The 12,665-nt window shown below is 31.8% G+C and carries 12 protein-coding genes; 4 read left to right on the top strand and 8 right to left on the bottom strand.

Translation table 11 applies throughout. From position 1 onward, the window contains the following. Nucleotides 1-1,214 precede the first annotated feature (1,214 nt). The 3 genes from GOY13_RS03530 to hslV all read right to left on the bottom strand — a co-directional run bounded on the left by GOY13_RS03530 (nt 1,215) and on the right by hslV (nt 3,531). A complete protein-coding gene (locus GOY13_RS03530; RefSeq protein WP_256359445.1) occupies nt 1,215-1,349 on the bottom strand; it encodes a hypothetical protein in 135 nt (44 codons plus the stop codon). A gap of 135 nt (nt 1,350-1,484) precedes the next feature. After that, on the bottom strand, nt 1,485-2,975 hold the full coding sequence (gene hslU / locus GOY13_RS01800) for an ATP-dependent protease ATPase subunit HslU (RefSeq protein ID WP_246214276.1): 1,491 nt from the start codon (nt 2,973-2,975) through the stop codon (nt 1,485-1,487). 1 nt (nt 2,976) lies between these two features. Continuing rightward, a complete protein-coding gene (hslV, locus tag GOY13_RS01795; RefSeq protein WP_175814125.1) occupies nt 2,977-3,531 on the bottom strand; it encodes an ATP-dependent protease subunit HslV in 555 nt (184 codons plus the stop codon). Nucleotides 3,532-3,631: 100 nt separating this feature from the next. On the opposite strand from hslV, the gene gshA reads away from it, so the two are divergent. Continuing rightward, a complete protein-coding gene (gene gshA, locus GOY13_RS01790; RefSeq protein WP_175814124.1) occupies nt 3,632-4,795 on the top strand; it encodes a glutamate--cysteine ligase in 1,164 nt (387 codons plus the stop codon). A gap of 9 nt (nt 4,796-4,804) precedes the next feature. Here gshA and GOY13_RS01785 read toward each other — a convergent pair whose 3' ends face one another. The 3 genes from GOY13_RS01785 to GOY13_RS01775 form a co-directional block, all read right to left on the bottom strand. After that, nucleotides 4,805-5,653 (bottom strand): hypothetical protein, encoded by an 849-nt coding sequence (locus tag GOY13_RS01785; protein ID WP_175814123.1) that lies wholly within the window; start codon nt 5,651-5,653, stop codon nt 4,805-4,807. 76 nt (nt 5,654-5,729) lie between these two features. Continuing rightward, nucleotides 5,730-6,749: a ferrochelatase gene (gene hemH, locus GOY13_RS01780; protein WP_175814122.1), complete on the bottom strand. Its 1,020-nt coding sequence runs from the start codon at nt 6,747-6,749 to the stop codon at nt 5,730-5,732. Then, complete coding sequence (locus GOY13_RS01775; RefSeq protein WP_175814121.1) at nt 6,750-7,520, bottom strand: hypothetical protein; 771 nt, start codon at nt 7,518-7,520, stop codon at nt 6,750-6,752. Between the two features lie 120 nt (nt 7,521-7,640). Between GOY13_RS01775 and ndk the strand changes: the two genes are divergently transcribed. Beyond that, nucleotides 7,641-8,066, top strand: a complete 426-nt coding sequence (gene ndk, locus GOY13_RS01770; RefSeq protein ID WP_175814120.1) for a nucleoside-diphosphate kinase — start codon at nt 7,641-7,643, stop codon at nt 8,064-8,066. Between the two features lie 242 nt (nt 8,067-8,308). Here ndk and GOY13_RS01765 read toward each other — a convergent pair whose 3' ends face one another. After that, nucleotides 8,309-9,193, bottom strand: a complete 885-nt coding sequence (locus GOY13_RS01765; RefSeq protein WP_175814119.1) for a zinc ABC transporter substrate-binding protein — start codon at nt 9,191-9,193, stop codon at nt 8,309-8,311. On the opposite strand from GOY13_RS01765, the gene GOY13_RS01760 reads away from it, so the two are divergent. Then, nucleotides 9,185-9,925, top strand: a complete 741-nt coding sequence (locus GOY13_RS01760) for a metal ABC transporter ATP-binding protein (protein ID WP_175814118.1) — start codon at nt 9,185-9,187, stop codon at nt 9,923-9,925. The two genes, GOY13_RS01765 and GOY13_RS01760, sit on opposite strands and share 9 nt — an antisense overlap. Next, entirely contained in the window at nt 9,922-11,352 is a 1,431-nt protein-coding gene (gene ubiB / locus GOY13_RS01755; RefSeq protein WP_175814117.1) for a 2-polyprenylphenol 6-hydroxylase, read from the top strand. The genes GOY13_RS01760 and ubiB overlap by 4 nt, the downstream gene beginning before the upstream one ends. Nucleotides 11,353-11,827: 475 nt before the next feature. On the opposite strand, the gene pyrE is transcribed toward ubiB, so the two are convergent. Next, nucleotides 11,828-12,424, bottom strand: a complete 597-nt coding sequence (gene pyrE, locus GOY13_RS01750; RefSeq protein WP_175814116.1) for an orotate phosphoribosyltransferase — start codon at nt 12,422-12,424, stop codon at nt 11,828-11,830. Between the last annotated feature and the right edge of the window lie 241 nt (nt 12,425-12,665).

The following is a 12,665-nucleotide window of genomic DNA, read 5'->3' as shown; positions in this document are numbered from 1 at the left end:
CCTAAAGCAGCATTCATGTATAGTCATATTTAATCATTTGTATCTAAGTTGTATTACTAGCAAATTGAAAATAAACGAAGTGAGACCTGAAGTTAATACAAGCAACAGAACATCTAAAATAGTCAGAGAGATACCTCATTAATTTTAATATAGTATGAGCATCAAGCGATGAAGTGATATTATCAAATTTCAGTACAGAAATCATAAAGAAGTCTTTACATATCAAAAGTAGAATGCCCCTCCCGTTAAGGAGACTAACAATAACAAAAGACCCTCCCTCTATTAAACCCTTTCAAGTAGCAGAAATTACCTATTAAGGGAAAATTTAAAAGTTTCAGCACGTCCTATAATAGTGTTAAAAAACTTTATTTCACTAATGAAAAAATCACTTCAAATAAAGAATAAGTAGAATAACATGTAATAAAAGCTTATCAAGACTAACTGATAGAGTAAATCATTTACCCTTATAATCAAAAAAATAGAACCAAAGCAAGGAATCAAAATGGGGAATTAAGTCTGATAGAAAATATTAAAATGCAAAAGTTTAATAGCTTTATATTTTATAGATCTTGCAGCACAAGTATTATATACAACTAAAAAGTGTTAGAGATCTAGTCATCTGATATGAATGGTATGAAAATACACAGATTTACAATACATATAAAGCTAGTGCTATATTGCAAGGAGCAGTAATATTAAAGAAAAAGTAGATAAAAAGTCTCAAAAGAGATGTACAGGCTCATAAAAGCATGAGGGACATAACTCAACTAAGAAATATAAACGAACTATTAGATTTAATTATGAAATTTGGGCAAGCAGGTCAACTATTGTAACAAGCTTTAGGATTATAAGAATGAGAAAAAGTCTAAAATTTTACTTAAGAATACAAAGCACCTATACAGGTAATATAAACTATTCTCGTTATTTTATAGTTTGATTACAGTATTTAACTGTAATTAGGTGAAGCTAATTTCTCAGTCATTAGTTCTCTCTGCTGTTCTTGTACTTTGATAGTATTGATAAAACTTAATCTCTCGCTATATTTTATTTCATATTTGCGTTTTCTCCTAAATCTTTACTACTTAATTTATTACTTTATTATTCAAGTAGCGTAATCGCTACAGCGCTTGGGTTAACGCTGTATCATTTTCTATCACACATATTTATGTGTTTGTGAAGAAGAATTAACTTAGCTATAACACCTAACTTTTTTACTATTCCCATATTATTGTAGTATAACTAGTTATAACTTCTCTACTATCATTAACTGACATTAAAAAATTTTTAGTTTTGTTATTTTTACCTATGATATCATCCAGCATAATTTTCACTGAAGTGATTACTGTCATTACAGCAACTTTTATGTATTATCTTTAATACACTCAGAAAATTTTGCTTTAGCTTTTTCTTTTATATTAGACATCTTGAAAAATTTCTATCATCTAAAATACTTATATCACATATTAATATATAATTATATTCTACTAAAGTATAAACTTAGATAAATCAAGTTGCTTTGAAATTGATCCAAGCCTATCTTTCACATACTCGCTGTTTATGACAAATTTTTCACCACTTTTTTCAGAGGAGGTAAAACTTATCTCATCCAAAAGCTTCTCCATGACAGTATGTAGCCTTCTTGCACCTATATTTTCTACTTGCCTATTAACTGTAAACGCTATTTCAGCTATAGTCTCAATGCCATCATCAGTAAACTCAAGCGTTACGTTCTCCGTCTTCATCAGAGCTATATATTGTTTCAACAAGCTAGATTCTGGTTCCTTTAGTATTCTTATTAGATCCTTCTGAGTTAGTGCCTTAAGTTCCACTCTAATTGGCAATCTGCCCTGTAATTCCGGTAAGAGATCAGATGGTTTAGATTGATGAAAAGCACCAGATGCAATAAATAATATGTAATCTGTTTTTACATGCCCATATTTAGTTGAAACGGTTGTCCCTTCAAGTAGTGGTAATAAATCACGTTGTACCCCTTCTCTATTGACTTCACCTTTTACTTCTGTACATGCTGCTATCTTGTCTATTTCATCTAAAAACACTATACCTTCATTACTAACAAGATCAAGAGCCTCTTTGATTATCTTATCTTCATCTATTAACCTTTCACTTTCTTCATTGATCAATATTTTACGTGCCTCTTTCACTTTAACTGTAATAGTTTTTGTTTTTTTACCACCATTAAACATTTTACCCATTAATTCTGTTATATTTACTATACCAACTTGCCCACCTGGTACACCTGGTATATCAAAAGCTGGTAATACGCTCTTACTTTCTTTTACATCTATGGAAACTTCTCCATCTTCAAGTTCTTTATTTCTCAATCTTTTTCTAAAAATCTCTTTATTTTCTTCAGTTGCATCTTCACCAACCATGGAATTAACTATTATCTTCTCAGCTAAATCTAAAGCTTTTTTAGCCAAAGCTTTACGTGCCTTTTCTTTGACTAAAACTATTGCTGCATCAACTAAATCACGTATTATTGAGTCAACATCACGCCCAACATACCCTATTTCAGTAAATTTCGTCGCTTCAACTTTTATAAACGGTGCACCAGCAAGCTTCGCTAGGCGACGAGCCATTTCAGTTTTACCAACACCTGTATGACCAATCATCAGTATATTTTTAGGTATGATTTCATCACGCAAAGGGACAGGAACTTTGTTACGACGCCAACGGTTCCTGAGTGCAATAGCAACAGCACGTTTTGCATCATTTTGTCCAATTATAAATCTATTCAGCTCTTTAACTATCTTTTGTGGTGGTAGATCATCTAACAAAATTTGTTTACCATTATTGACTTGAGCACTGCTATCATTCAAATCACAGCTATTTTTGACATCTTTACAAGAGCCGCTTTTCTCGTTGTATGTATCACTATTATAATGCTGTCCTTCTGAAAAAGTTGCTGATTGATTGGAGAAATTAGTGCATAAAAATTTTTGTTTAGAAGACATATTACCCCTCTATTTTTTCAATAACTATATTATGATTTGTATAAACACATATATCAGCTGCTATTTTCATAGCCCTTTTCGCAACCTCCTCTATTGACATATCTTTAACTTCAACTAACGCTCTTGCTGCAGACAGAGCGAAATTCCCTCCAGAACCAATAGCTGCGATTCCATCCTCAGGCTCAAGTACATCACCCATTCCTGTAATTACTAATGAAATGGATTTATCTGCAACTATCATCATAGCTTCTAATTTTCTTAAGTATTTATCCATCCTCCAATCTTTTGCAAGCTCAACACATGCTCTCATTAGCTGTCCTGGATGCTTGTCAAGTTTTGATTCTAGTCTCTCAAAGAGAGTAAATGCATCAGCTGTTGCTCCAGCAAATCCAGCAATCACAGAATCACCAGAAAGACACCTGACTTTCTTCGCTCGTGACTTTATAATGGTGTGCCCTAGTGAAACCTGACCATCACCTATTATTACTACACTTTTATTCCTTCTAATTGACAGTATAGTAGTCCCAAGCATTTTATTGCTGTCATATTGAATCATTTTTTGTAACTCTAAATAGTAACCCTACTGCAATAATCAGTTAAATATGTTTAGCTATAGAGTATAATATAGTACTTTCCTTATAACATTTAAAGTGTAGATGCAAAACATAATTCATCTAAGTTTAGAAAAAAATGTAAATGATTGGTTTGAAACAAAATTTAATGACTTTGCATTACCATTTTATAGCTCTTTAGACCTTAGAAACTCTGGTTACAAAATTGCTCCAATAGATGCCAATTTATTCCCTGCAGGGTTTAATAATTTAAGTGAGCATTCAAAAACAACAGCTGCAAGATTGATAAAAAGCTACTTTAAAAAAAAACGATATAAAAAAACTCTTGTAATACCAGAAAACTATACAAGGAATAAAATGTATATAGAAAATGTATTTGCCATAGAAAAGATACTACGACTAGCAGGTTTTGAAACAAAAATTGGACTCTTTCACAGCGAAGCATCTAATCTAATAGAGACATACGAAATTATTGTAAGGGACAACTTTTTATTAAAGACAACTTCAGGATTTGTGCCAGATGTTGTTGTACTAAATCGTGATATGACAAGCCACATTCCAGAAGTATTAGAAAATGTAAAACAAGAAACAGTACCGAGCCCACTATACGGCTGGCATAGTAGAAAAAAATTTCGATACTTTGAAATTTATCAAGAGTTAGTATCTGAATTTTGTAGCGAATTTAAAATAGACCCATGGCTTATCTCTACATTTACAAAAAGCTGTAAGGAAGTCTATTTTGATGATGCTTCATCGCTAGAAACAGTTGCAACTAAAGTTGACCAAGTGTTGTCTCTAGTACAGAAAAAATATGAGGAATATAAAATAAAAACTCAGCCTTATGTTTTTATCAAGGCAAATAACGGAACATATGGAATGGGCATTATAACAGCAATAAGTGGAGAAGAAATATTAACCCTCAATAAAAAAAAGCGTCATAGAATGAAAAAGATAAAGGATGGAATAGAAATCAATAGCGTTATCATACAAGAAGGTGTACCAACTATAGATGCACTTGATCACAGACCTGCAGAACCTTTAATATACTATATAGGAAATACACCAACATGCTATCTGTACCGATGCAATAGTAAAAGAAGTATATATTCCAGCTTAAATTCTTCTGATTGTGAATTTTACGATATTAGCCAAATTGTAGAAGAAAACAAAAACCTACCACTGTGGAATATAGTTAGTAAACTAGCGGTGCTAGCATTGGCAGTAGAAATGAGGTCTTTTCACATTTAATTTCTCACTCTATATAGATAGAGTATGCCCATTTGGCAAATTACTACTAAGCTGTGTATGATGAGCTCTATTAAGTCCAGTAGAAAGATCATCACTTGTAGGTTGATTGAATAATTTATCAAGCCAGACTAACAGCAATACTGCACTACATATTATACTGACTGTCACACTTAAATTGAAACTATAAACTATACCATTACCCAGGTTTATAGGTGTAGCTGCAATATCAATCCTTTTAAATATGAAGTTTAATAAACCCAATGACAAAGTTAATATGCTAACGATAAGATCTTTCTTACACTCAGAAAGTTCTTTCTTAGATTCAACAAATTTGTTAGTATCACTTTTATCATGGCATTTTCTATATACTTCTTGATGCCTTTTACATGTATAATAACAGCTTATCGGTTCTGAAATGAATAAGAATAGAATTGTTGATGTTAAGTGGACATAATTTATTATGTTTGCATTACCTTCAGTTAAGAGATGAAAAATTTGTAACATAATTGACACTTCTATAGCATTGCTTAAAAGGCCAGCTAACTTACCAACTATTTTCAATAGTTCTTTTTTACCATCAGGCTCCATATAATCTTCAATTAGGTCACGTAAAGTGAATCCAGAATGAGCAATTAATAGAACGAATGTCGGAAACTTTGCCCATTGAGCAATCTCATGTATAAGGTGAATGTTAGATCTATTATTATTAATAAATTCACAACAAAATTGTAGTGAAACCTTACATAGTAAGGCTGTTAAGCCAGCTGTGATACAAATTATCTTTTTGATGTCATGGTTATAGGCATCATGTACCTTTTGTTCAAAAGTGTTTTGTTTCTTTTTTAGCTCATTTAGCATAGTTGCTAATGAAATAATAATTTTTTATTATTCTATCACAAAAAATCCTAAAAGGAAAGTCCTATAAATCACAATTTTAAAAGCTATTTCTGCACAAATCAGCTAAACATTTAATAAATAAAGAATCGGTACTGAGAGTTGGCACACGAAAGTAACATCCACTATTGATTAGTGCTTTATACTCTATGTCAAGTTCAACAAGTGTTTCTGAATGCTCAGAAACGAAAGATACAGGTGATAAAACTACAGGTACCCCATCAGCTTTTGCACGCAATAGTTCACTCTTTATGCTAGGTTCTAGCCATTTTACAAGTCCAATCTTGCTCTGATAACATATTGCCCAATCAAGGGCTTTAATATTTAATTTTTTTACTATTAATCTCACTGTTTTTTCTATTTGCAAAGCATAAGGATCACCTTTCTCAATAATGCTTAGTGGCAAACTATGTGCTGAAAATAGTATTCTTGGCTTATCAATTCTACTAGCCAGCTTATAGTACTTTGCTACCAAGCGGGCGTGAGCTTCAATAAAGTCTTTATTATCATAATAATGATGAATTATCTTTGTTCTGCATTCAAAGCCATGTTTTTTAGCACTCTTCTGCCAATCATCGATAGATGACAAAGTTGTAGTAGTTGAATATTGAGGATATAGAGGTAGCAAAATTACCTCATCTGGATCAAATCGCTTTACATCTTTAATAACTTCATCAGCAAATGGATGCCAATAACGCACACATATGAATACCTTAGCTAGCTTTGGCATTTCAGTACATGATGCTGGAACCAAATTCTCTTTTTTAGATTCTGAAACTGTACTACTAGAACTATAAAATACAGCTTTATTGAGTTCATACTCAAGCGCTTTAGCCTGCATTTTTGTGTTCTCTAGAATCGGTGATCTCCCTCCAATTTGCTTATATATTTTTTGTGTAGTATTTTCGCGTTTTGCAGATATAAATTTTGCTAAAATGAACCTAAAAGGATTTGGTAAATTTATTATTCTTCTATCATAAAAAAGATTGAATAAAAAGGGACGAACATCACTCAGTGAATCAGGTCCACCAAAGTTAAATAAGATAATTGCCCTTCTCACCTATATACTACAACAAGTTGCTAAGGTACTTACACACTCAGCTACAAGTCCATCAAATATAGAGACAGGCACTAGATTTTCTACACTAGCATATAATAAATTACTAGACCTATGAAGGTTATTACTTGTAGATATAAAAGAATCTCTATCAAAACACAAATCAACAAAAAAAATTGGTATTACCTCAAGAAGCTCAACAGTAGCTAAGGATAGCATGAAGCAACTTTGAGAGAATTTGAGAGGGAAAATTAAGGACTCAACAAAAAAGGAAGTATTGCTTGGCTCGTTGTACTCTCTTTTTTGATAGAAGATAGGAAATTTTATAGTGCTTTCCTTAAATTCTGTCTCTACTGTTTTTTTACTATAATCAGTAATTTTCTCTAGTAACTTCTCACGCACATAAAAATTCCTTACAAGGAAACATGGTACTATCATTGATATAGCACATATAAGTATACGCTTCATAATACTTATATTACCTATCATAGCTGGTAGTACGAAACAAACAAGCGGAGTTATAATTAGCATCTCAAGGAATGGAATAGCATTACTTTTCATTGCGAAAGCAGCACTACCCTGCAATTTTGCATTGTGACGCAAACTACATTCTAAATAGCTCAAAAAAGCCAAGTTAAAAGTTAAGAAGCCTTTTATCCCACAAAAAATTGATGACTTCAAGTCATTGACAATTTTTTCAGCGGTAATGCCAATTTTAGATTGCTGCCTATTAATGGACTTACCTTGCTTATCATTACAACAACACTTGCTCATGCAGTATACTCTATTAATAGTTTATTTTTTACTATAAATGAAAAACAGTCTTGATAAAATAAAAATTAGTAATAAAATAAGTCCATAAATATCCTAATCCTATCTATATGAAAAAATAACATGGCAATCGAGAAAACGCTTTCGATATTAAAACCTGATGCAGTAAGAAACAGTATTACAGGTAATATAAATTCCTATATCGAAAAATCTGGGCTAAAAATTATAGGGCAAAAAATGATGTTACTAACAAAAAGACAGGCAGAATTTCTTTATGAAGCTCATAAAGATAGGCCTTTTTTTGAGGAGCTAGTAGAATTTATGGTTTCTGATCCTATAATAGTCCAAGTTTTAGCCGGTGAAAGTGCAGTAAATAAGTACAGGCAAATTATGGGAGCCACAGATCCAAAACAAGCAGATAAAGGTACAATTAGAGGTGATTTTGCTGGCAATATTAGTGAAAACAGAGTTCATGGCTCAGGTAGTCTAGAAGATGCTTACAGAGAAATACCTTTCTTTTTCGCTAAATATGAACTAATGTGGCCTTAAGTCGACTGAACAAAGCTGCTCCATCATATAATCTTGTCTTTTTAGGAAAACATTGAAGTAAAACAAATAAGGTAGTATGTAAGATATTCATGAAGCAGATTAGGTATAGCAATGAATTGATTCCAGCTCAGCAAGCTCTATTAGGTGATATTCTTCACTTTATAAGTGTCACTCAATTCTTTAATGCTTGTACATTATGACCTCGTTTTTAACAGGTATTCACAATCTTTGCTAACTAAGGTTTATTTCTCGATAAAACAAGACTTGAAGCTTTGTGTGATGCTATTTATTATAGCTAGATACGCGTCCTTTCCAGGTTCTATATCTGATCCAATAGGGTCAAGAATTACAGTTCTTATATCATTTAAAAAAGACCTAGGCTGTATACTATCTTCTCGTGAAGGGGAAATTATACATTTAATATTTTCTTTTTCCATTATTTTTTTTAATTTCATTAAACTTTTCATTCCTATATAAGTATCTTCTTCTATAGATAAGATTACACTTGGATAATTTAAGCCAAAATACTTTTCAAAGTATTGGTAAGCATCGTGAGTAACTATGTATTTTCTATTTTTAAAGTCACTTAATTCATTTGCAACCTTTTCTATCTCTTGATCTATTCTCTTTATAGCCTTTTCTCCATTATAATGGTACCAATGCGCATTCTTCTTATCTACATCAGATAGTGTTGCACTGATAAAGTGTATCATGTTTTTTGCATTTTCAAGGCTAAGCCAAATATGCAGATCTTTTCCTTCTTGAATATGAAGAATATGCTTTGAAAATGAATGTGGACGAGCAGGAAGTAGATTAACTATTTTCGATAACTGCACAAGTTTTTTATTATTCTTAGCAAAGGCTTTAACAAAGGTTTCTAGGTTATCATCAACATAAAATATGATATCACCTGATTCCAAACTACTCGCGTCAGAGGGTTTTAATATGTAATCGTGTGCAGACATTGTATAATCTAATAAAACTGGCTCTAAGATTTTATCTGTAACAGAAGCTACAAGTGAATGTATAGGCTTTATTGTAGCTACAACTTTTAGATTGGATGAGAAAGCACTACTATGGTATAGTGTAACCAAAAGCAATAGAAAAGAAGCCAGTAAATGTCTCATGAAAATATCGGAAAAGAGTTAAGTTTCGTCAAAAAGTTAAACACTGTCAATAGTAGTATTCTAAAAATAGAAAACCTTGCTCTTGTATATGATAATAAGAAAGTTCTTGATGGTATCAACTTATCAATAAAAAAAGGAGATGTAGTTACTATACTTGGTCCAAATGGTGGAGGTAAAACATCACTACTTAAGGTAGTTGCTGGTATAAATAAGAACTCTACTGGTAATGTTGTGTTTGCTGATGACATAAAAATTAGTTATATGCCACAAAATTTTAGCATTAGCAATTTGATGCCAATAACAGTTGAATACCTCCTTTTAAACAGTTTTTCCAAAAAATTGGAGAAAAATCAATCACTTCTCACAGAAGTAGTAGGATTAGTTGGTATTAGAAATATTTTAAAAAGTCAGGTATTGGAAATTTCTGCAGGGCAGACACAACTATTATTACTTGCACGATGCTTAATCGCAGAACCAGATTTGATTATCTTAGATGAACCAGTTAGTGCAATGGACATTAATGCTCGAGCCAAGTTCTACGATATCATAGATAAAATAGCAAAAAAAAGATCGATTTCAATCCTCATGACATCTCATGATTTAGGATCCATAGTGCCATGTTCAGATTACATAGTTTGTATAAACCATATTATATATTACCAAGGGAAACCTGGTGAAATTATGAAGAATAAGACTTTAAGCGAAATATTTAGTAGCTATATAGCAAAATGATTTGTAACATTTTGCGCCTTATATATATAACTTGGATATTAATCCGTTATAGGATATCATGCAGTTTATTTTCTACCTCGCAGAGGTCAATAAATAAAATACGTGGCTATAAATTAAAGTGTGCTTTTGAAAAGTTAGGTCCAGTTTTTATTAAATTTGGACAATCTATTTCATCACGCACAGATATTTTAAGCGAAGATATAACGGATAACTTGCTGCTGATATGTGATAGATTACCACCATTTTCACACAAGATAGCAATTAGAACTATAGAGAGCGAATTTAATTGCAAACTAAGCGATATTTTTTTAAATTTTTCTGAGGATCCAATTGCAGCTGCCTCAATTTCTCAAGTACATAGAGCGACTACAACTGAAGGTAAAAAAGTTGCAGTAAAGATCTTAAGGCCAAATATTGAAGAAATATTCTCGAAAGATATAAAAATGCTTTTTTGGCTTGCAGGAATTATAGAGAGGTTTAGCAAAAAATCAAAGAGATTAAAACCGATTGAGTTAGTTAAAACTTTCGCTGAGATCTGTCGATTAGAGCTTGATCTACGTTTTGAAGCTGCTCATTCTTCAGAATTGAGAGAAAATACAAGAGATGATAGAGGCTTCTATGTACCGGAAGTAGATTGGCACAGGACTTCGAAGAAGGTTTTAACATCAGAATGGGTAGAAGCAACACCAATATACGAAGTTGAGAAACTAAATAATCGTAAACAGGTAGCTGTCAATCTTATAGAATCATTTTGTAATCAAGTATATAGAGACTGCTTCTTCCATGCAGACATGCATCCTGGGAATCTAATGGTCGATATTAACAACAATATTATTGCTCTAGATTTTGGAATCATGGGTCGAATAGATCGCGAAACGTGTTACTGTGTGGTAGAGATACTAAGAGGATTTTTAAATCGGAATTATGACCATGTTGCAAAGATACATTTTAGAGCTGGCTATGTTTCCCCACAACACAAAAATTTTGTTGCAGCATGTAGGGCAATAGGTGAACCTATTATAGGGCAACCTATACAGAAAATCTCTTTTGCTAATTTACTTGCCCAGTTATTCAAAATAACTAGTGATTTTAATATGAAGGTTCAAACACAATTGTTACTTTTGCAGAAAACTATGATTTTGCTAGAAGGAATCTGCAGAAAAACCTGCCCAGAAATCAATATTTGGAAGGTAGTTGAATCATGCATAAAGAATCAACATAAAAATAAAACAGATTATAGAGAAAAAATAAGAACTTCTTACCCTGTAAAAGCAATTCAAGAAGTATTCAACCTTATAGAAAAATTAAATTTAATAGCTGATCAAAAATTAGAGAATATTCAAGTTAAACTTAAATCAAGTGCAAAGACTTACTTTTTGTTATGGTCTATAATTATAGTATTAATGATCAAGATTTTAATCTTTTGATAATAAGTTTCTCATCTACCTCTTTACAAAGAGATATTAACTATCCTAGCATTGCATTTTCTCTTTTTACCATACAAATAGATCAAGAACACAATTCACTAAAAAGAAATGTAAGTCTGTTATTCCATACGCTGAGTTTGTTTGTTGGACAGTTCTTGAATTAATCTAACTATAGAGATCAAAAAACTTACTAAATAAAAAGGTAAAAACCTTGCAGATATGTTTTATCTGATACCCTTGCAAATCAACATCACACACTATTTTAAGAAATTTGTAGCGCATTAATCAAGAACTATTAAGTAGTAAGAAAAGTACGAGGTAACATAGTTTGACAAACATGAAGGATCAACTATATAGCATCTCTATTATTCTATCTACATAGATTCAAATTAGGTAAATAAAGTTAAATGTTCTCAAAGAAAATTAGCAAGGTTTATCAAGTGCTTTTCGTCATGTTAAATGACATCAAACAAGATTATTTTGTTAGATACTCTCTGCTTCCTGGCTTAGTTATTGGTAGTTGCTTTAATTCTTCAGGAACCTCCAGTTCACTATAGTTCCTGATATTTAATTCTAGCAAGGATATAATAGGAAATGGTAATTGCACTTCAATATTTCTCTTGATTATAGAAGCTTCAGCAACAACTTCACCTCCCATATTTTTTGCACATTCTACAGCTTCAAGCGAAGACTTACCAGTAGTTACCACATCTTCAACTAATAATAGTTTTTCACCTCGTTTAATTTCAAATCCACGGCGTAATTCAAACTTGCCATTAACACGTTCACAAAATATTGTCTTGATTCCAAGATGCTTACCAATCTCATAACCAACGATGATCCCACCAATAGCCGGAGACAGCACCAAGTCCATGGAACTATTTAATTCTTTTTTTATTTTACTTGCTAGTAACCCACAAATTTTCATTGCCATATTTGGATTTTCAAAAATTTTAGCACATTGTATATATATACCACTATGCAGCCCAGAGGATAGGATAAAATGCCCTTGTAGAATTGCCCCAGCTTCTTCAAATTCTCTTATTAATGGATTATCTCTATCTAATGTCATTTTTAAATTCCACCTGTATTTTTTTGGATAATCATATGTTCATAAAATCCTAAATAACATTTAACTTAGAGATAAACATTCAGTAATCAAAATGAAACATGCATATATATCAATTGCGATACAATTGGTAAAATAAAGCTATGCCAATTTTTTTTTGCATATAGCTTATAGTTGCTGATAGCTTTAACATTACTAGGTAACTTAGAAAAATGCAATACTGATCTGGCACAATCACTTTTAT

Source organism: Wolbachia endosymbiont of Cruorifilaria tuberocauda (genome assembly GCF_013365475.1).
Classification (GTDB): Bacteria; Pseudomonadota; Alphaproteobacteria; order Rickettsiales; family Anaplasmataceae; genus Wolbachia.
The sequence above is the reverse complement of the archived record's forward strand: the minus strand, read 5'-3'. Positions and strand labels throughout refer to the sequence as shown.

What these genes read in the sequence shown, in the direction of transcription:
- ndk (WP_175814120.1), top strand. Translation starts at nt 7,641, where the DNA reads ATGGCAATCGAGAAAACGCTTTCGATATTAAAACCTGATGCAGTAAGA.
- hslV (WP_175814125.1), bottom strand. Translation starts at nt 3,531, where the DNA reads ATGATTCAATATGACAGCAATAAAATGCTTGGGACTACTATACTGTCA.
- GOY13_RS01765 (WP_175814119.1), bottom strand. Translation starts at nt 9,193, where the DNA reads ATGAGACATTTACTGGCTTCTTTTCTATTGCTTTTGGTTACACTATAC.
- GOY13_RS01775 (WP_175814121.1), bottom strand. Translation starts at nt 7,520, where the DNA reads ATGAGCAAGTGTTGTTGTAATGATAAGCAAGGTAAGTCCATTAATAGG.
- GOY13_RS01760 (WP_175814118.1), top strand. Translation starts at nt 9,185, where the DNA reads ATGTCTCATGAAAATATCGGAAAAGAGTTAAGTTTCGTCAAAAAGTTA.
- GOY13_RS01785 (WP_175814123.1), bottom strand. Translation starts at nt 5,653, where the DNA reads ATGCTAAATGAGCTAAAAAAGAAACAAAACACTTTTGAACAAAAGGTA.
- hslU (WP_246214276.1), bottom strand. Translation starts at nt 2,975, where the DNA reads ATGTCTTCTAAACAAAAATTTTTATGCACTAATTTCTCCAATCAATCA.
- gshA (WP_175814124.1), top strand. Translation starts at nt 3,632, where the DNA reads ATGCAAAACATAATTCATCTAAGTTTAGAAAAAAATGTAAATGATTGG.
- ubiB (WP_175814117.1), top strand. Translation starts at nt 9,922, where the DNA reads ATGATTTGTAACATTTTGCGCCTTATATATATAACTTGGATATTAATC.
- GOY13_RS03530 (WP_256359445.1), bottom strand. Translation starts at nt 1,349, where the DNA reads ATGACAGTAATCACTTCAGTGAAAATTATGCTGGATGATATCATAGGT.
- pyrE (WP_175814116.1), bottom strand. Translation starts at nt 12,424, where the DNA reads ATGACATTAGATAGAGATAATCCATTAATAAGAGAATTTGAAGAAGCT.